Below are 19,286 nucleotides of genomic sequence, written 5' to 3'. Positions count from 1 at the left end.
GTGTGCGGAAAACAGAATCGCCGGACGAAGTGGCTCCGGTTGGGAGGATCACATGCAAAGATATCTGACAACCAGCGCGGGCGCGCTCGCAGTGCTTTGCGGCGGCGTTTCGGCGCAGGAACTGATATTCCCGCCCAACGAGGACGCCCGGTTCAACTGGCAAAGCTACGAAGATTTCGATGCCGCCTACAACCTCGACGGGCAGTCGCTCACCATCTTCGGCCCGTGGCGCGGCGAGGACCAGGTTCTGGTTGAAAGCATGCTCGCCTATTTCACCGCCGTAAGCGGCGTCGCCATCAACTATTCCTCGTCGGAAAACTACGAACAGCAGATCGTCATCGACACGCAGGCCGGTTCGCCGCCCGACATCGCGATCCTTCCGCAGCCCGGCTTGATTGCGGATCTCGCCTCCAAGGGGCTGCTGACGCCGCTTGGCGACGAGACGCAGGCCTGGCTGGTCGAGAATTACGCGGCGGGCGACAGTTGGGTCGCGCTTGGCACCTACGCGGGGGCGGACGGAGCAACTGCGCTCTATGCCTTCCCCTACAAGATCGACGTGAAGTCTCTCGTCTGGTTCTCGCCGGAGAATTTCGAAGATGCGGGCTACGAAGTCCCCGAGACGATGGAGGCGCTGAAGGCGCTGACCGAAGAGATCGCCGCAGAGGGCGAGACGCCGTGGTGCATCGGGCTCGGCTCAGGGGGCGCGACGGGCTGGCCCGCGACTGACTGGGTCGAGGACATGATGCTCCGCACCCAGCCTCCTGAGGTTTACGACCAGTGGGTGACGAACGAAATTCCCTTCACCGATCCCGCCGTCGTCGGCGCGATCGAGGAATTCGGCTGGTTCGCCCGCAACGACGCCTTCGTCGACGGTGGCGCGGCGGCGGTCGCCACGACCGACTTCCGCGACAGCCCGGCGGGTCTCTTCGCCTCGCCGCCGAAATGCTACATGCACCGGCAGGCCTCGTTCATCCCGTCCTTCTTTCCCGAAGGGACGGAACTTGGTCTCGACGCCGACTTCTTCTACTTCCCGGCCTACGAGGAAAGGGACCTCGGCAAACCGGTGCTCGGTGCGGGGACGCTCGCGATGATCACCAAGGACGGCGAAGCGGCGCGCGCCTTCATCGAGTGGCTGAAGACGCCCATCGCGCATGAGGTCTGGATGGCGCGGTCCGGGTTCCTGACGCCCTACAAGGCGGTGAACGCCGAGGCCTACGCGAACGACGCCTTGAAGAAGCAGGGCGAGATCTTGCTGAACGCCACGACCTTCCGCTTCGACGGGTCGGACCTGATGCCGGGCAAGATCGGCGCGGGCGCGTTCTGGACCGGCATGGTCGACTATGCCGGCGGCAAGCCCGCCGAAGCGGTCGCGGCCCAGATCCAGGCCGAATGGGATGCGATCAAGTAACAAGTGAGCGATTGCAGCGGCCCGGGGGCGGCGCGCCGCTCCCGGCTATCACGAGGGGGCGGGGATGGAACAGCTCTGGACCGCGCTAGGCACGATCGCGATCGGCATCGCCGGGGCGGCGCTCTACTTCTGGGGGTCGAACTGGCTTCTCGACCGGATCTTCCCCGCCCGTGCCGCCGACATGCGCAGGGCGTCCCGCAACGTCGCCCGGGCGAACCTGATCCGGCCCTGGCTGTTCCTCGGCCCGGCGCTCACGGCGCTTGGCCTCTATCTCGTCTACCCCGTCTTCGCCTCAATCTGGCTCAGCTTCCATGACCGGACGGGAGAGAGCTATGTCGGCCTCGCGAATTACCGCTGGCTCCTGTCCGATCCGGGCTTCCGCGAGTCGATGTTCAACAACTTCATGTGGCTCCTCGTCGTCCCCGCCGCCTCGACCTTCCTCGGCCTCGTCGCCGCTGCGCTCACCGACCGCATCGCCTGGGGCAACATCGCGAAGTCGCTGATCTTCATGCCGATGGCGATTTCCTTCGTGGGCGCGGCGGTGATCTGGAAGTTCGTCTACGATTACCGCGCGGAAGGCTCCGAGCAGATCGGCCTGCTGAACGCGATCGTCGTGGCACTCGGCGGCGAGCCTCAAGCCTGGATCGCGCTGCCGTTCTGGAACAACTTCTTCCTGATGGCGATCCTGGTCTGGATCCAGACCGGCTTTGCGATGGTGATCCTCTCGGCCGCCCTGCGCGGCATCCCCGAGGAGACCATCGAGGCCGCCGTGATCGACGGCGCGAGCGGCATCCAGATCTTCTTCCGGATCATGGTGCCGCAGATCTGGGGCACGATCGCGGTCGTCTGGACGACAATCACGATCACGGTGCTGAAGGTCTTCGACATCGTGCTCGCCATGACCAACGGCCAGTGGAACAGCCAGGTGCTCGCGAACCTGATGTTCGACTGGATGTTCCGGGGCGGCGGCGATTTCGGGCGGGGCGCGACGATCGCTCTCGTCATCATGGTGCTCGTCGTGCCGATCATGGTCTGGAACATCCGCAATGCGCGCGCCGAGATGAGGGACCGCTGATGGCCTCCGGTCCCAAAACCCCGCTCGCCTGGGCGGTGCATCTGTCGGTCGTGGTCTTCGTCCTTCTCTGGACGCTGCCGACCGCCGGCCTGCTCGTCTCCTCGTTCCGCGACAAGGACCAGATCGCCGTCTCAGGCTGGTGGACGGCATTGTCGAGCGCGTCACAGAACCTCGTCGCCCGGGCGCCCGCCGGGGATGGCGAGGAAATGGTCGACGGCCGCTTCGTGCTTTCCGGCAACGTCCTGGACGGCGCGGCCGGAAACGTCTCCGCCTTCGGCTTTTCCAGCCGCGGGCCGGCGGCCTTCGAGCCCGGCGCGGTCGCGGACCTGCGGGGCGGGGCAACGCTGACGGTCGCCGAGGATGGAAGCTACACGCTCTCCGGCCCAGAAAGTTTCAAGGACAAACGCGGCCAGCGGATCTTCTACACCGCCGAGGTGTCGCCGCGCTTCACGCTCGAGAACTACGGAAACGTCCTGACGGCGGCGGGCATCGGCCGGTCGTTCCTGAACTCGATGACCGTGGCGGTGCCCGCAACCGTGATCCCGATCCTGATCGCCGCTTTCGCCGCCTATGCCTTGGCCTGGATGCCGTTCCCCGGCCGTTCGCTTCTGATCGCCGCCGTCGTAGGTCTTCTGGTCGTACCCTTGCAGATGGCGCTGATCCCGCTTTTGACCATCTACAACAATGTCGGGCAAACCTTTGGTATCGATCCGAAAAGCTATGTCGGTATCTGGCTTGTCCATACCGGCTTCGGGCTGCCGCTCGCGATTTATCTCCTTCGGAATTACATGGCGGGTCTCCCGCGCGAGGTGATGGAATCGGCACGCGTCGACGGCGCGACGGATTTCCAGATCTTCACCAAAATCGTCCTACCGCTGTCGTTCCCTGCGCTTGCGAGCTTTGCCATCTTCCAGTTCCTCTGGACCTGGAACGACCTGCTCGTCGCACTCGTCTTCCTCGGGCCGACCGATGACAAGTTGGTGCTGACCGGGCGTCTCGTGAACCTTCTCGGGAGCCGCGGCGGCGACTGGGAGATCCTCGCGGCCTCGGCCTTCGTCTCGATCGCGGTGCCGCTTCTGGTGTTCTTCGCGATGCAGAAATACCTCGTGCGGGGTCTTCTCGCCGGGTCCGTGAAAGGGGGATGACCGTGGCCTCGCAGACCAAGCCGCGACAGAGGCAACTGGCTGGAGACCGCGACTGGTGGAAGGGCGCGGTGATATACCAGATCTATCCGCGCAGCTTCCAGGATTCGAATGGTGACGGGATCGGCGATCTGCCGGGGATCACCCGGCGGCTCGACCATGTCGCCGGGCTCGGCGCGGATGCCATCTGGATCTCGCCTTTCTTCACCTCGCCGATGAAGGACTACGGCTACGACGTCTCGGACTATCGCGAGGTCGATCCGATGTTCGGCACGCTCGCCGATTTCGACGCGCTCGTCGCCCGCGCGCACGAGCTTGGCCTGCGCGTGATGATCGACCTCGTCCTCAGCCACACTTCGGACCAGCATCCCTGGTTCCTGAAAAGCCGCGCCGACCGCACCAATCCGCGCGCGGACTGGTATGTCTGGTCCGACGCGAAGCCCGACGGCACGCCTCCGAACAACTGGCTCGCCATATTTGGCGGCCCCGCCTGGCACTGGGAACCGCGGCGCATGCAGTACTACCTGCACAACTTCCTGACTTCTCAGCCAGACCTCAACTTCCAAAACACCGACGTGCAGGAGGCGCTTCTCGACGTCGCCCGCTTCTGGCTCGATCGCGGTGTCGACGGGTTCCGCCTCGACACGATCAACTTCTATTTCGCGGACAAGGAGTTGCGCGACAATCCCGCGCTGCTGCCGCAGCTGAGGAACGATTCAATTGCGCCGCTGGTCAATCCCTACAACTGGCAGGAGCACGTTTACTCGAAGAACAGACCGGAGAATCTTGAGTTCCTGAGAAAAATTCGCAGCGTCATGGACGAGTACGGCGCCGCCGCCTTGGGCGAGGTCGGCGACGCGCAGCGCGGTCTTGAGATCATGGCGCAGTACACGTCGGGCGACGACCTCATGCAGATGTGCTATGCCTTCGAGTTCCTGTCGAAGGCCCCTCTCACCGCTGTCCGCGTGGCGGAGACCTTCGGCCGGCTCGCCGACGCCGCGCCCGACGCCTGGCCGTGCTGGGCCTTCTCCAACCACGACGTCGTCCGGCACGCGAGTCGTTGGAGGCTTTCCGGCGACGCCATAAAGACTTATGCGACGCTCCTCATGTGTCTAAAAGGGTCGGCCTGCCTCTACCAAGGGGAAGAGCTGGGGCTGCCGGAGGCCGAGATCGCCTTTGAGGACTTGCACGACCCCTACGGCAAGGAGTTCTGGCCGGAATTCAAGGGGCGCGACGGTTGCCGGACGCCGATGGTCTGGGAGGCGGAGGCGCCGAATGGTGGCTTCAGCGCCGCGAAGCCCTGGCTGCCCGTGCCGCCCGAGCATCTCGCCCGGTCCGCATCCGTCCAGCGCGACGACCCGGAGGGACTGCCCGCCCATTATCGCCGCGCGATCGCGCTACGTCACGCGCATCCGGCGCTCGCCCGCGGGGCGCAGGATGAGATAACGGCCGAGGGGGATGTGATCCGTTTCATCCGCAGGCACGGCGACGAGGAGATCTTCGTGGCCGTCAACCTCTCGGATCGGCCGGCCACCATCGCGGGGCCGGGCGCGGGCCGGCAATCGATCGGAGACGAGCTTGGCGCGGCGGTTCCGGACGCCGACGGCGCGGTCGCGCTCGGGCCGTGGGGATGCGCCTTGCTCCGGCGCGGGGGCTGAGGACATGGCGGAACTCAAGCTGACCGGGATCTCGAAGTCGTATGGCGAGGTGCAGGTCCTGACGAACATCAACCTCGAGATCGAGCGCGGCGAGCTGATCGTCTTCGTCGGCCCTTCGGGCTGCGGGAAGTCCACGCTTCTCAGGATGATCGCGGGGCTCGAGACGATTTCGGGCGGAACGCTTGAGATCGAGGGCGACGTGATGAACGCCGTGCCGCCAGCGCAGCGCGGCATCGCGATGGTTTTCCAGTCCTACGCGCTCTATCCGCACATGACGGTGCGTGACAACATGGGCTTCGCGCTCAGCATCGCGAAGAAGCCCAAGGCGGAGATCAGCGCGGCGGTCGAGAAGGCTGCAGAGATCCTTCAACTCACGCCCTTCCTCGACCGGCTGCCCAAGGCGCTGTCGGGCGGCCAGCGCCAGCGCGTGGCGATCGGCCGGGCGATCGTCCGCAACCCGAAGGTCTATCTCTTCGACGAGCCGCTTTCGAATCTCGACGCCGCGCTTCGCGTCGCAACCCGGATCGAGATCGCGCAGCTCAAGGAGAAGATGCCGGATTCGACGATGATCTACGTCACCCACGACCAGGTCGAAGCGATGACGCTCGCGAGCCGGATCGTGGTTCTCGCCGGCGGCGGGATCGCGCAGGTCGGCACGCCGCTGGAGCTTTACGAGCGCCCGCAGAACGAGTTCGTCGCGCAGTTCATCGGCTCGCCCGCGATGAACCTGCTCGACGGCGAGATCGTCGCGACGGGGCCCGAGACGGCCGTCCGGCTATCGACCGGCGGAACGGTGCGCGCCGCCATTCCGACCACGCTAGGGGACCAGGGCCTGAAGGTGCGCGTGGGAATCCGGCCGGAGGATTTCATTCCCGCGAACGGTTCCGATCCGGTCTATCGCGGCCGGGTCGAGATCACCGAGGCGCTTGGCGAGGTGACGCTGCTCTATTTCGCGCGCGAGGGCGGCGCGCCCGCCGTCATCGCGAAACTGCCCGGTATCCATTCGCAGCTGCGGCATAAGGAAGTGTTATTGACTGCCGATCCGGCCAAGATCCACCTCTTCCTCGACGAAATGTCGTTGCATTATCGCTGAGCCCTGAACGCGTCAGCCCGGCCAGATCAGGATCACCGCGAAGGTGAAGCCCGCCATCAGGGCAAGAAGGGAGGATGACATCGCCATTGCGGCACAGAACGCGCCGGACTGGCGGAGGCGGGGCTGGCCCCGTGGGCAAGAGGGAATCGGCTTCATGCCGCCATTAGGCCCGCGCTAGGTTTCCCGAGGCTTAACGCGATGCGCCCCGTTGCGCGTCGCGCCAGGTCAGGCGCGCGCGCCCGCGATCACTCCGCTGCGATCTTGATGACCGGCTCCATCGCCGCGAGCTGTTCGTCGGACAGGTGGCACTTGACCTGGTGCCCGCCCGCGACTGTCTTGAAGGGCGGCACCTCCTTCTCGCAGAGATTGCCCGGCACCTTCGACTTCCACCGGCACCGCGTCTGGAACGGGCAGCCGGGCGGCGGGTTCATCGCCGAGGGGATGTCGCCTTCGAGCACGATGCGCTTCTTCTCGACATGCGTGTCGGCGATCGGCACCGCCGACAGCAACGCCTCCGTATACGGATGGTAGGGCGGCGCGAAGACCTGGTCGGTCGTGCCAAGCTCCACCACATGGCCGAGATACATCACCATCACCCGGTCCGACAGGTACCGCACGATACTGAGGTCATGGCTAATAAAGAGCAGCGTCGTCTTGTTCTTGCGCTGGATCTCCATCAAGAGGTCGGTGACGGCCGCCTGGACCGACACGTCGAGCGCCGAGACGGGTTCGTCTGCGACGACGATCTTCGCGCCGCCCGCGAACGCCCGCGCGATGCCCACGCGCTGCTTCTGGCCGCCGGAAAGCTGGCGCGGCATGCGGGTCGCGAATTCGCGCGGCAGCTTCACGAGGTCGAGAAGCTCCAGCATCCGCTCGCGGCGCTCCGCGTCCGAATTGCCCTCGCCGAAGATCTCCAGCGCCCGGATGATCTGCCGCCCGACCGTCATCGACGGGTTGAGCGTGTCAAACGGGTTCTGGAAAACCATCTGCACGCTTGAAATGGTTTCGGTCGATCGATCTTCGATCGGCGTGTCCTGAATTTCGTGGTTATGGAGCAGGATCTGCCCCGAAGTCGCGGTTTCCAAGCCCATGAGCACCTTGGCGAAAGTCGACTTGCCGCAGCCGGATTCGCCGACGATGGCAAGCGTTTCGCCCTCATGCGCCTCGAAGCTCAACGTTTCGTTGGCTTTTACGACCTTCTTGTCGCCGCCGCCAAACAAGGCGTTGGGCGAGACTTCGTAGTATTTGCGAAGGTCATCCATCTTGAGGACAACATCGCCGATCGGCGTCTTTTCGGTTTTCTCCGCGACCTCGGGCGGCGCGTTCCAGTCGATTTCTTCCACGCGAATGCAGCGAGTGTCGTGCCGTTCGTTGCCCTCAACCGGGATCATTGGAATGTCACCCTGATCGCATCGACCGGCAACGAAATAGTCGCAGCGCGGCCCGAAGTTGCAGCCCTGCGGCCGCTCATGGGGCAGGGGAAAGTTGCCCGGAATCGCGATGAGCGGGCGGGCATTCTTGTCCGCCCCTGGCAGCGGGATGGAACGAAACAGGGCCTGCGTATAGGGATGCTGCATCTTGTCGAAAACGTCGGTGATGGACCCTGTCTCCACCGCCTCGCCGGAATACATCACGCAGAGCCTGTCGCAAACATCGAGCACCAGCCCGAGATTGTGCGAGATGAACAGCATCGACGTGCCGTATTTGTGGCCGAGGTCCCTGACCAGATCAACGACTGCCGCCTCGACCGTCACGTCGAGCGCCGTCGTGGGTTCGTCGAGGATCAGGAGCGCGGGCTTCGACATCAGTGCCATCGCGATGACGATGCGCTGCTGCTGGCCGCCCGAAAGCTGGTGCGGATAGGACTTCAGGATGCGCTCAGGGTCGGGCAGCCGGACGTCGCTGACCACCTCAAGCGCGCGCCTGTAGGCCTCGTCAGCCCCGACGCCTTCGTGGATCATCGGCACTTCCATGAGCTGCCGGCCGATCTTCATCGCCGGATTCAGCGAGGCCATCGGCTCTTGGTAGATCATCGCAATCTCGGAGCCACGGATGTCGCGCAGTTCATCCTCCGGCATGGTCGTGAGGTCGCGGCCCTTGAACCTGATCGTGCCGCCGACGATGCGACCGTTCTTGCCGAGATCGCGCATCACGGCGAGGGCGACGGTCGACTTACCGCAGCCGGATTCTCCGACCAACCCCATCGCCTCGCCCGGCTGGACGACGCAGGAGAAGTCCATCACGGCCGGTATCTCCCTCAGCCGGGTGAAGAAGCTGATCGAGAGGTTCTCGATCTCCAGGATCGGGCCGTCATAGTCCCATTTGGTCATGTTGCCCCCTAGTCCTTCATGCTTTCTTCGCGCAGCCCGTCAGCGAGCAGGTTGAGCCCCAGAACGAGGCTCATCAGCGCGAGTGCCGGCACGATTGCCGGGTGCTGCGCGACGGTCATCAGTTTCCGTCCGGCGTTGATCGTCGATCCCCAGTCGGGGCTTTCGGGCGACAGGCCGAGGCCGAAGAAGCCCAGGGTTCCTAGAAGGATCGTCGTGTAGCCGATCCTGAGGCAGAAATCGACGATCAAGGGCCCGCGCGCGTTTGGCAACATTTCCCACAGCATGATGTACCAGGGCCGTTCGCCCCGGGTTTGAGCGGCCGAGACATAGTCGCGGGTCTTGATGTCGAGGACGATGCCCCGCACGATCCGGAAAACCGTGGGCGAATTCACGAAGACGACCGAGACGAAAACGATCAGGATGTTGCCCGGCACATGTATCAGGTCGAGCGCATTCGGCAGGACCGCGACCTTGGTGCCGACCTCGCCGATAAGCGACAGGTAGAGGTATCCACCCACGACCGCGATGATCAGCATCACCTTGTTGCGAAGCGCCGGCACGACGTAAAAGCGCGAGTTGACGAGGATCAGAAGGAACACGATCGGGAACAGGAACAGGACCATCGCCATGTATTGCGGCATGCCGGTTTCCACGATTTCCGGTGTGACCAGCAGGTAGAAAAGAAGGATCACCGGGAAGGCTAGGATCAGGTTTGCGAGGAAAGAGAGGCCGGTGTCGAGCCTGCCGCCGTAGTAGCCCGCGGGCAGGCCGAGCGTAATGCCTACCATGAAGGCGAACATCGTGGCGAGCGGCGCGATCTGCACGACGATCCGGCTGCCCATCACGACGCGGCTGAAGACGTCGCGGCCGAGATGATCGCCGCCCAAGAGGTACCAGCCCATCTCGTCCGGCGTGGGCGTGCCCGGCATCTTGTTCTTCATCCGGCTGATCTGGCTCAGCACGTCATGGGTCGTGACGAGGTCGGCGAATATCGCCGTGAACACCCAGAACATCACCATGCCGAAGCCGATCATGCCGATCGTCGAGTCGAAGAGCTTGCCGTAGAGGCCGAGCCGCCGCTTGTAGCGTATCGACAGGGCGAAGGTCAGGATCAGCGCGGCCCAAACCGGCAGGAAGCGCTTGGCGAGCCCGCCCACGATCCCTGCCGAGCCGTAAGACATGATGGCGCCGCCGACGATGTAAATCGCGACGAGCACGATCAGCGCGAGAAACAGCCAGCGCACCGACTTCTCGGCGATGCCGTAGGCGCCGCCGCGCGCGACGACCGTGCCGTCGGGATTTGCGATGATCGAGGGCTCTGACGCGGTGAACGACAGCAGGATTTGCGCCACAGCCGCGATGGCGAACGCGACCGCGACGCCGATCGTGACGGGGTTCAGAAAGGAAAGCGAGCCTGTCCAGGTCAAGGGGTCCATTTTCTCTCTCCCTTACGAAATGCGGATGCGTGGATTCAGGAACACGTAGCCGATATCCGAGATCAGCTGCGTCACCAGAACCACGAAGACCGCCACGACCGAGCAGCCAAGAAGGAGTTGGATGTCGTTGTTGCCGGCCGCCTGGACGAGGGTCCAGCCGAAGCCCTTGTAGTTAAACAGCGTCTCGACGATGACGACGCCGTTCAGAAGCCAGGGGAACTGGAGCATGATCACGGTGAAGGGCGCGATCAGCGCGTTCCTCAGCGCGTGCTTCATAACCACATTGCCGAACGAGACGCCTTTCAGGCGCGCGGTGCGAATGTATTGTGCGGTCATGACCTCGGTCATCGAGGCGCGCGTCATCCGCGCGATGTAGCCGATGCCATAGAGCGCGATCGTCATGACCGGCAGGAAGAAGTTTTCGAACGTGATATTGTCCATCGCGCTCGATGCCGTGCCCTTGAACCATTTCAGTCCGACCATGGAGGACGCGAAAACCGCGATCAGGATGACGCCGGAGACGTATTCCGGTGTCGCCGTCGTTGCGATAGAGAAAGTGGAGAGCGACCGGTCGAGCTTCGATCCCTCGCGCATGCCCGCCAGAACGCCGATGATCAGCGAGACCGGCACCATCACAACCATCACCCAGAACATGAGAATTCCGGTCAGCGAAAGCCTTGTGCCGATGATGGAGGAGACATCGTCCTTGAAGACCGAGGAGAATCCCCACTGCCCCTGAAGCACGCCGCAAAAACTGGAAGCCGTCGCCGGGTCCTGCCCGCGTTCTATACAGCGGCCGGTCGTGACACCGCCTTCCTCCCGCGTCCAGCCGGGAACGACCCCCAGCCATTCGCCGTAGCGCACAAGCAGCGGGCTGCCGTGACCGTTCTTGTCAAGCCAGCTTTGCACCTCTTCATCGGTGATGCGGCTGCCGGCTTCGGTTTTCGCGAGTTTTTCGAGATTTGGTGGCAGGTTTGTCAGAAAGAAGACGACAAACGTCAGGCAAAGGGCTGTCAGGACCATGGTCAACAGCCGCCGGAGCAGGAATATCAGCATTTTTTCATGTCCTTCCCCCCCAAAAGAACGCAGGGGTAGGTTGGAGTGCACGGGCCATCGCGTCAACAAAAAGCGGCGCGCGGAATGTGTCCGCGCGCCGCCATGAGACCGATCAGGCCTCGATCGACCACTTGTAGTGGTGATGCTCGAACGTCGGGTGCATTTCGGCACCTTTCACGTTCTCGCGGAAGTGACGGTAGACGTTCCGCCAGTAGGGCTGGATGAGGACGCCATCGTCCTGCATCAGCTTCTCGATCTTGGCCATCACCTCGCGCCGCGCATCGGCATCGGCGATCGACATGGCTTCAGCCAGAAGCGCGTCGAAATCGGCGCTGGCATAGGCGGTTTCGTTCCAGGCCACGCCCGACTTGTAGGCGAGCGCCAGGACCTGCACGCCAAGCGGGCGCATGTTCCACTCGGTGGCCGAGAACGGATACTTGGCCCAGTCGTTCCAGAAGGTGGAGCCGGGCAGGATCGTCCGCTTGATGTTGATGCCGGCATCCCGCATCTGTGCCGCAACCGCGTCGCAGGAATTGGCCTGCCAGGCGTCGTCGATCGAGATCAGCTCGAACTCGGTATCGGCATGGCCGGCCGCGTCGATCATCTCTTTCGCCTTGGCCGGGTCGACCACCAGCGGCGGCAGTTCGGCATATTCCGGATGGATCGGGCAGACATGGTGGTTTTCGGCCGGGCTGCCGAGATTGGCATAACCAAGCTCCAGCACCACGGAATTGTCCACCGCCATCTGCAGCGCCTTGCGGACGTTCACATCCTTGTAGAAGTCTGCGTCCTGGTTGAAGCGCACGGCGAGCGTGGCCGATGTCACCGCTTCGGACTTGGTCCAGCCAATGCTGTCGAAGATGTCGACGAAGTCACCGTCGGTGCGGTGCAGCATGTCGATTTCTTCCGCTTCGGCGGCGGCGAGGAACGACGACGGGTCGGTGCCGAGATCGATATATTCGATCCGGTCCAGATAGGGGCCGCCATAGACCTCGGTGCCCCACCAGGTGTGATCCGCATTCTTGACCAGAACCTGCTTGACGCCGACTTCGTTCGTCTCCGGCAGGTAGGGGCCGGTGCCGATCGGGTTGGCCGACGGGTCGCCATTGTCGTAGGACGAATGCATCACGGCGGCGGGATAGTCCGCCATGCCGACGATGATGGTGATGTCAGGCGCCGGAAGCACCAGCTTCACGGTGTGGTCGTCGACCACGCTGATTGCGCCTTCGCGGGCCGATTTGGTTTCCTCGTCGACCAGGGCGCCCATGCGCGCGGCCATGGAGTTGCCTTCGACATTGGCGTCACACCAGCGGGTGATGTTGTTGGCCACATCGGCGGCGGTGAAGTCGTCGCCATTGTTCCATTTCACGCCCTGACGGACCTTCAGCGTATATTCGGTGGCGTCGTCGTTGACTTCCCAGCTTTCCAACAGCATGCCGCGCAGGCTGCCGTCGCCGTTGTATTCGACGAGGTAATCGAGCCAGCCACGGGCAAAGTTCGCAAGTTCCGACCAGTCCCAGGTCCGCGGATCTTTTTGCGCCTTGGTCTCAAGCTGGCAACGTATCGTGCCGCCCATCTGGGCTTCCTGTGCGACGGCCTTCGGTGCCGTCAGGCCGAGCAGGCCGTAGGCGGCGGCGCTCGAGACGCCGAGCGCGGAGGCCCGGGTCAAGAATTCGCGGCGGCTGAGCGAGCCGGTGAGGCATTCGTCAGCATACATCCTTGCCGCCGGATGACTTCTTTGTTCCGGCGTGTCGTAGTTCGTCATTATTTTTCTCCCTGAGTGGCGATTAGTTGTCGTTGCGCAATAGACCGCAGAAGGCGACCCCGATCGCCGCAACGAAATTGCTCACGCGCGCATTGCGCCCCTTTTTCCGCGTCACGTCAATGTTAGAATCCGGCAGAAAACGCGAATTTTACGACATGGGCCGCAGGCCGCGTCCGGCTCAGCCCTGGCGCCGGAAGGCGGATGGGGTCTTGCCCGTGCGGTGCTGGAAGGCACGGGTGAAGTAGGCCGGCGAGTTGAATCCGAGCGTCTCGGATATCTGGGCGATTGGCATCGTCGTTTCGCACAACAAAAGCCGCGCCTCGAAGATGACGCGGTCATGCAGGATGTCCGATGCGGAGCGCCCGCAGGTCTGCTTGCAGACCCGCGTCAGGTGTGTCGGCGTTACGCCGAGAGTCTGGGCATATTGCGCCACGCCCTTGCCGCTGCGGAACTCCCGTTCCAGCACTTCAGTGTAGCGCGTGGCGAGCTTGCGCGCCGCGTCGGGCTTCCGGCGGCTGTCCTGGGCCGTATCGATGTGTCGCTCGAGCCAGACGCCGAGCAGTCCCAGGTGAAGATGCGCGGCCCGGTCCGATCCCGCCCGCCCGCTATCGAGCTCGCGCTGTATGTTGTCGATCAGACCTGACACCTCGACCTGCGGGGCGACCTCGCGGATACGCAGATGCTGCGGCTCTTTCGGCAGCGCAACCGGCGCGCCATGACCAAAGAAGACGACCGCGCCGTGGGTCTGCGGGCTGACCTCAAAGCCATGCATGACGCCCGCGGGGACGAAGACGGCGTTGTGCGCGCCATAGCCGCGCGTGACGCCGCCGACGGTGATCCGGCCCTGACCGCGCGTGAACCATATCAGAAGCGGCTCAGATATCGAGCGCATGGCCTCGACGCGCCAGCGCCCGCCCGATACTAGCCGTGCTATCTGGATAACCCGCGCTGGCCGGGTAGACACCTGACGGGCCAAGCCGGCATCCGCCGTTTCGGCGCGCGCCTCTTCGGGCCTGTCGGAGAACTGCGACAGCGGCGGGCCGGTGAACAGTTTCAAGGGCATTCCTCAAGATCGGGCCGCCGCGCGGCGCGTTGTGCCATCTCGCTCAAACGCGCGCGAGTTTAGACGTGCGTCAATCGAAACCCAAGGATAATGTTCCAAATCAGCGGGATCGCGCCGCGTGGCCGATAGATTAGGGCGGGGTGATGCGCAGCCAATTGGCCATGCGCCCGCGGAACCAGCTGCGCTGGCGCTTGGCATATTGCCGGCTCGCTGCCTGCGCTGCGGTGATCGCATCCTCCAGCGATGTCTGGCCCTGAAGATGCGCCACGAGTTCGGCCGCTCCGATCGCCCGCGCCCAAAGTTGGCCCGGATCCCATCGGTCAAGGTTCGCCCGCACCTCGTCGAGCGCTCCCTCGGCGACCATACGGCGGAAACGACGGTCGATCCGATCCGCCAGCCAGTCGCGGTCGGCGTCAAGAAGAAGTGTCGTGGCCCTGTCGCGCGGAAGTAGCGCAGAGCCCGTCTCGTCCTGCCAGGCTGCAAGACCTTGTCCCGTGGAGCGCAGAACCTCCCAAGCGCGCTGGACACGCACCGGGTTACGGGTGTCGATCCGCGACCGCGTCGCGCGGTCGAGCGCGTCCAGCATCGGCCCGGGCCCCGCCTTCGCCATTATTGCGTCGGCCTCTGCCCGGATCTCGGCAGGCGTGGGAGGAATATCCGCGAGACCTTCGGTCAGCGCGCTGAGATAGAGCCCGGTACCGCCCACGATGATCGGACGCTCCGCCGCGCCCAGAAGCGGCGCCACTTCGCGTAGCCAGTGGCCGACCGAATAAGGCGCCCCCGGAGCCATGTGGCCGTAGAGCAGATGCGGCGCGCGTGTCTCTTCCTCGGCGCTCGGACGCGCAGTCAACACGTGCCAGCACGACCAGACCTGTAGCGCGTCGGCGTTCACGATGACACCGCCCGCCCGCGCGGCGATCGCTAGCGCTAACTCGGACTTTCCCGAAGCCGTCGGCCCAGCGATCAGAACGGGGCGATGCGGATCAATTTCATCTAGTATGTTCAGTATTTTGTCCGCCGCTCCTCAGAGTTCTTCTGCGACGCTTCGCGAGCCTCGCCCAGTTTCCCGCCGACCGAGGTTGAACCCGCCCGCGAATTCCTCCATTTTGCGCCGGAACAAAAGCGGCGGCAAGCGGAGCAGGCAGATGGAAGGCGCGACGGATATCAGGGTCACCTATAAACGCGTCCTCCTGAAGATTTCCGGCGAGGCGCTGATGGGGGATCAAGGCTATGGGCTCCACCCGCCGACCGTCGCCCGGATCGCCGAAGAGGTGAAGTCGGTCCACGATATCGGCGTCGAGATCTGCATGGTGATCGGCGGCGGCAACATCTTCCGCGGCCTTCAGGGCTCCGCCCAGGGCATGGAGCGGACGACGGCCGATTACATGGGCATGCTCGCCACGGTGATGAACGCGCTCGCGATGCAGTCGGCGCTCGAGGCACTCGGCGTCCATACCCGGGTGATCAGCGCGATCCCCATGGACCAGGTCTGCGAACCCTATATCCGCCGCCGCGCCGTCAGGCACCTCGAGAAGAAGCGCGTCTGCATCTTCGCCGCCGGCACCGGCAACCCCTATTTCACGACCGACACGGCGGCGACGCTCCGGGCCAGCGAAATGGCCTGCGAGGCGATCTTCAAGGGCACGAAGGTCGACGGCGTCTACGACAAGGACCCCAAGAAGCACGACGATGCGAAACGCTACGACAAGGTGACCTATGACGAGGTGCTCCAGAAGCATCTCGGCGTGATGGACGCCTCGGCCATCGCGCTCGCGCGTGATAACCGGCTGCCGATCGTCGTCTTCGCGCTCGACGAGCCGGGGGGCTTTCGCGGCATCCTTTCCGGTGACGGCACCTATACGCTCGTGGGTCCGTGAAATCCTACCCATCGGCCCGGCATCGTGCTAAAGGGCCGTGGCAAGATCCAATTGACGACCAAGACGGAAGACCTCCCATGTCCGACGACACAGAAATCGACCTGGACGACATTACCCGACGCATGGACGGCGCGATGACGGCTCTCCGCCATGAATTCGCAAGCCTTCGGACGGGCCGTGCTTCCGCGGGGATGGTCGAGCCGATCATGGTCGATGCCTATGGTGCGCCGACGCCGATCAACCAGGTTGGCACGATCAACGTGCCCGAACCGCGCATGATCACCGTCAATGTCTGGGACAAGGGGCTTGTCGGCAAGGTGGAAAAGGCGATCCGGGAATCCGGCCTCGGGATCAACCCGCAGCTCAACGGCACGATCATCATGCTGCCGATCCCCGAGCTGAACGAGGAGCGTCGCCGCGAATTGACCAAAGTTGCCGCGCAATATGCCGAACAGGCGCGCGTCGCGATCCGCAACGTGCGCCGCGACGGCATGGACCAGATCAAGAAGGCCAAGGGCGAAGGCATGAGTGAGGACGACCAGAAGTTCTGGCACGACGAAGTGCAGACCATGACGGACAAGCACATTTCCGACGTGGACAAGGCGCTTGAGGAGAAACAGGCCGAGATCATGCAGGTCTGACGACCTCGACGGGGCGGAAAGGGCAGGGCCAAATGGCCGCGAAGGACATCACGGGCACAGCGCCCTCACATGTCGCCATCATCATGGACGGCAACGGCCGCTGGGCGACCTCGCGCGGCTGGCCGCGTCTCGTTGGCCACCGACGCGGGGCCGAACGCGTGCGCGGGATTGTCGAGGCCGCGCCGGGACTGGGCATCCGGTATCTGACGCTCTACGCGTTCTCGACCGAGAACTGGAAGCGCTCGACCGAGGAAGTCATCGGGCTGATGACAATTTTCGCCCGCTACATCCAGTCCGAGGCCGAGCGGCTGTCGGCCGAGGGCGTACGGCTGAGATTCATCGGTGGGCGCGAACGTCTCGACAAGAAGCTTCAGAAGCTCATGGCCGGGATCGAGGAGCGGACGGCTGGAAATGACCGGCTGCACCTGACCGTAGCGATTAACTATGGCGGCCGCGACGAACTTTCCCGCGCCGCGCAGCGGATCGCCCGCGACGTCGCGGCGGGCAAGCTGTCAGCCGACGAGGTGGATGAGGACGCGCTCGCCGACCGGCTCGACACCCATGATCTGCCCGACCCCGACCTAGTGATCCGGACAAGCGGCGAGACGCGGATCTCCAACTACCTGCTCTGGCAGTCAGCCTATGCCGAGTACGAATTCACCGACACGCTTTGGCCCGATTTCACGCCGGCCGAGCTTGGTTCGATCCTGTCGCGCTTTCATGGGCGTGAGAGGCGTTATGGCGGCGCCCTGCAGGCATGAGCGCACCCGGAAAATGGGGCGATCTCGCGCCGCGGGTCCTGTCCGGCCTCGGCATGGCGGTGGGCGGTTTGCTCCTGGTGTGGCTGGGCGGTCCGTGGTTCGCCGCGCTCGCGATCGTCGCGGCGGGCATCATGGTCTGGGAACTTGCCGCCATGACGCACCCGCGCCGGCCGGCCGAGGCGCTACTCCTAGGCCTTCTCGCGGCCTTCACGCTCACGCTTGTTCTCGCGGCGCGGGCCGATCCGAAGCTTCTCGTGCTTCTTGCCCTGCCGACTCTTGCCGGGGTCGTTCGGCCGCGACGGCCCATGAAGCTCGAATACGGGCTTTATTCGCTAGCCATCATGGTCGCGAGCTACGGGCTCGTAGCCTTCCGCGAAGGCTACGGGATGCTCTGGCTTCTGTGGCTCATTCTTGTCGTGGTCGTCACCGACGTCGCGGGCTATTTCGCGGGACGCATCTTCGGGGGGCCGAAGTTCTGGCCGCGGATCAGCCCGAAGAAAACCTGGTCGGGCACGGCGGCGGGCTGGGTCGCGGCGGCGGCGGTCGGCATCATCTTCCTCGGCGTCTCGACGGCCGGCATCGATCTGCTCTGGATTTCCGCGCTGCTCGCATTCTCGTCGCAGATGGGCGATATTGCCGAAAGCGCGATCAAGCGGCGCGCGGGCGTGAAGGATTCCTCGAACCTCATCCCGGGCCATGGCGGGCTGATGGACCGATTCGACGGGCTTCTCGGCGCCGCTCTCTTCATGCTTTTCGTGGCGCAATTGACGGATGTGCCCGTCGTCAGGTTCTGATTTCATGCGCAGTGTCTCGATCTTCGGCGCGACCGGCTCCATCGGAGAAAGCACGTTCGACCTTCTGATGCGGCAGGGCGGGCCGGATACCTACCGAACGGTCGCGTTGACGGCGGGACGCAATGTCAGGCGCCTGGCGGAACAGGCCCGTGCACTTCGCGCCGAGCTGGCCGTCGTCGCCGACGAATCGCGTCTGCCCGCGCTGCGCGAGGCTCTCGCCGGCACCGGGATCGAGACGGCGGGCGGCGCGCGCGCAGTGACCGAGGCCGCCAACCGTCCGGCGGACTGGATCATGTCGGGCATCGTCGGCGCAGCCGGACTTATGCCGGGCTTCCGCGCGTTGGCACATGGCGGAACGCTGGCGCTCGCCAACAAGGAAAGCCTCGTGACCGCCGGTCCGCTCCTAATGACCGAGGCTGCCCGCCACGGCGCGCGCATCCTTCCGGTGGACAGCGAGCATTCGGCTGTCTTCCAAGCCCTCACGGGCGAAGACATCGGCGCGGTCGAACGCATCACCATCACCGCATCCGGCGGCGCATTCCGCGACTGGCCGCTTGATCGGCTTTCGCGCGCAACGGTGGCCGAAGCCTCGACCCACCCCAACTGGATTATGGGCCAGCGGATCACGATCGACTCGGCCTCCATGTTTAACAAGGCGCTTGAGGTTATTGAAACCAAGGAGTTTTTCGGAGTTGGCCCGGAACAGATCGAGGTTCTCGTCCATCCCGAATCCCTCGTCCACGCACTAGTGGGGTTCCGAGATGGCGGCATGATCGGCCATCTCGGCGCGCCCGACATGCGCCACGCGATCGGGTACGCGCTGAACTGGCCCAACCGCGCGCACCTGCCCGTCGCGCGGCTGAACCTCGCCGAGATCGGCCAGCTTTCCTTCACGGCGCCCGATCCCGCACGCTACCCCGCCCTACGGCTCGCACGTGAGGTCATGGCGACGGGCGGTCTGGCGGGCGCTGCCTTCAACGCCGCGAAAGAAGCGGCGCTCGATGCGTTCATCGCCGGTCATGTCCGGTTTACCGAAATGTCAGGTGTGGTCGAAGAGGTTCTGTCGCGGCTTTCCGCAGACTCCGACCTTGGCAAATCGCCCGCGAACCTCGATATCGTGCTTGAAACCGACCGGGTCGCGCGGCGCATCGCGGACGAGGTCATGAAAGAGACGCACAGGATCTGAG

At 64.2% G+C, this 19,286-nt stretch carries 16 protein-coding genes; 10 read left to right on the top strand and 6 right to left on the bottom strand.

Features of this window, described 5'->3' with window-relative positions; all coding sequences use genetic code 11:
• Positions 1 to 52: 52 nt before the first annotated feature.
• The 5 genes from DEA8626_RS07475 to DEA8626_RS07455 all read left to right on the top strand — a co-directional run bounded on the left by DEA8626_RS07475 (position 53) and on the right by DEA8626_RS07455 (position 6,376).
• Positions 53 to 1,408, top strand: a complete 1,356-nt coding sequence (locus tag DEA8626_RS07475) for an ABC transporter substrate-binding protein (RefSeq protein ID WP_108852379.1) — start codon at positions 53 to 55, stop codon at positions 1,406 to 1,408.
• Positions 1,409 to 1,472: 64 nt separating this feature from the next.
• On the top strand, positions 1,473 to 2,483 hold the full coding sequence (locus DEA8626_RS07470) for a carbohydrate ABC transporter permease (protein WP_108852378.1): 1,011 nt from the start codon (positions 1,473 to 1,475) through the stop codon (positions 2,481 to 2,483).
• Positions 2,483 to 3,628 (top strand): carbohydrate ABC transporter permease, encoded by a 1,146-nt coding sequence (locus DEA8626_RS07465; protein WP_108852377.1) that lies wholly within the window; start codon positions 2,483 to 2,485, stop codon positions 3,626 to 3,628. The genes DEA8626_RS07470 and DEA8626_RS07465 overlap by 1 nt, the downstream gene beginning before the upstream one ends.
• Complete coding sequence (locus tag DEA8626_RS07460; protein WP_108852376.1) at positions 3,625 to 5,283, top strand: alpha-amylase family glycosyl hydrolase; 1,659 nt, start codon at positions 3,625 to 3,627, stop codon at positions 5,281 to 5,283. Before DEA8626_RS07465 ends, DEA8626_RS07460 begins: the two co-directional genes overlap by 4 nt.
• Before the next feature lie 4 nt (positions 5,284 to 5,287).
• Positions 5,288 to 6,376: an ABC transporter ATP-binding protein gene (locus DEA8626_RS07455; RefSeq protein ID WP_108853361.1), complete on the top strand. Its 1,089-nt coding sequence runs from the start codon at positions 5,288 to 5,290 to the stop codon at positions 6,374 to 6,376.
• Positions 6,377 to 6,621: 245 nt separating this feature from the next.
• On the opposite strand, the gene DEA8626_RS07450 is transcribed toward DEA8626_RS07455, so the two are convergent.
• The 6 genes from DEA8626_RS07450 to miaA all read right to left on the bottom strand — a co-directional run bounded on the left by DEA8626_RS07450 (position 6,622) and on the right by miaA (position 14,990).
• Positions 6,622 to 8,706: a dipeptide ABC transporter ATP-binding protein gene (locus DEA8626_RS07450; protein ID WP_108852375.1), complete on the bottom strand. Its 2,085-nt coding sequence runs from the start codon at positions 8,704 to 8,706 to the stop codon at positions 6,622 to 6,624.
• A gap of 8 nt (positions 8,707 to 8,714) precedes the next feature.
• The gene (locus DEA8626_RS07445) at positions 8,715 to 10,142 is read right to left on the bottom strand and encodes an ABC transporter permease (protein WP_108852374.1); all 1,428 of its coding nucleotides are present in this window, start codon (positions 10,140 to 10,142) and stop codon (positions 8,715 to 8,717) included.
• Between the two features lie 12 nt (positions 10,143 to 10,154).
• Positions 10,155 to 11,198, bottom strand: coding sequence for an ABC transporter permease (locus DEA8626_RS07440; RefSeq protein WP_108852373.1), 1,044 nt, complete (start codon positions 11,196 to 11,198; stop codon positions 10,155 to 10,157).
• A gap of 112 nt (positions 11,199 to 11,310) precedes the next feature.
• A complete protein-coding gene (locus tag DEA8626_RS07435) occupies positions 11,311 to 12,963 on the bottom strand; it encodes an ABC transporter substrate-binding protein (protein WP_108852372.1) in 1,653 nt (550 codons plus the stop codon).
• A 178-nt stretch (positions 12,964 to 13,141) separates the two neighbouring features.
• Positions 13,142 to 14,020 (bottom strand): AraC family transcriptional regulator, encoded by an 879-nt coding sequence (locus DEA8626_RS07430; RefSeq protein ID WP_245890790.1) that lies wholly within the window; start codon positions 14,018 to 14,020, stop codon positions 13,142 to 13,144.
• A 136-nt stretch (positions 14,021 to 14,156) separates the two neighbouring features.
• Positions 14,157 to 14,990, bottom strand: a complete 834-nt coding sequence (gene miaA, locus DEA8626_RS07425) for a tRNA (adenosine(37)-N6)-dimethylallyltransferase MiaA (RefSeq protein ID WP_438502434.1) — start codon at positions 14,988 to 14,990, stop codon at positions 14,157 to 14,159.
• 181 nt (positions 14,991 to 15,171) lie between these two features.
• On the opposite strand from miaA, the gene pyrH reads away from it, so the two are divergent.
• From pyrH to dxr, 5 genes are all read left to right on the top strand, one after another.
• On the top strand, positions 15,172 to 15,903 hold the full coding sequence (gene pyrH / locus DEA8626_RS07420) for a UMP kinase (RefSeq protein WP_108852369.1): 732 nt from the start codon (positions 15,172 to 15,174) through the stop codon (positions 15,901 to 15,903).
• Between the two features lie 77 nt (positions 15,904 to 15,980).
• Positions 15,981 to 16,544: a ribosome recycling factor gene (frr, locus tag DEA8626_RS07415; protein WP_108852368.1), complete on the top strand. Its 564-nt coding sequence runs from the start codon at positions 15,981 to 15,983 to the stop codon at positions 16,542 to 16,544.
• A 32-nt stretch (positions 16,545 to 16,576) separates the two neighbouring features.
• A complete protein-coding gene (uppS, locus tag DEA8626_RS07410) occupies positions 16,577 to 17,305 on the top strand; it encodes a polyprenyl diphosphate synthase (RefSeq protein ID WP_108852367.1) in 729 nt (242 codons plus the stop codon).
• Positions 17,302 to 18,099 carry a phosphatidate cytidylyltransferase gene (locus DEA8626_RS07405; protein WP_108852366.1) on the top strand — a complete coding sequence of 266 codons (798 nt, stop codon included), beginning with the start codon at positions 17,302 to 17,304 and terminating at the stop codon, positions 18,097 to 18,099. The genes uppS and DEA8626_RS07405 overlap by 4 nt, the downstream gene beginning before the upstream one ends.
• A gap of 4 nt (positions 18,100 to 18,103) precedes the next feature.
• Positions 18,104 to 19,285, top strand: a complete 1,182-nt coding sequence (gene dxr / locus DEA8626_RS07400; protein ID WP_108852365.1) for a 1-deoxy-D-xylulose-5-phosphate reductoisomerase — start codon at positions 18,104 to 18,106, stop codon at positions 19,283 to 19,285.
• Position 19,286: the final 1 nt, after the last annotated feature.

The sequence above is a fragment of the Defluviimonas aquaemixtae genome, assembly GCF_900302475.1.
In the GTDB taxonomy this organism is placed as follows: Bacteria; Pseudomonadota; Alphaproteobacteria; order Rhodobacterales; family Rhodobacteraceae; genus Albidovulum; species Albidovulum aquaemixtae.
This window is presented reverse-complemented; position numbering and strand designations above follow the sequence as displayed.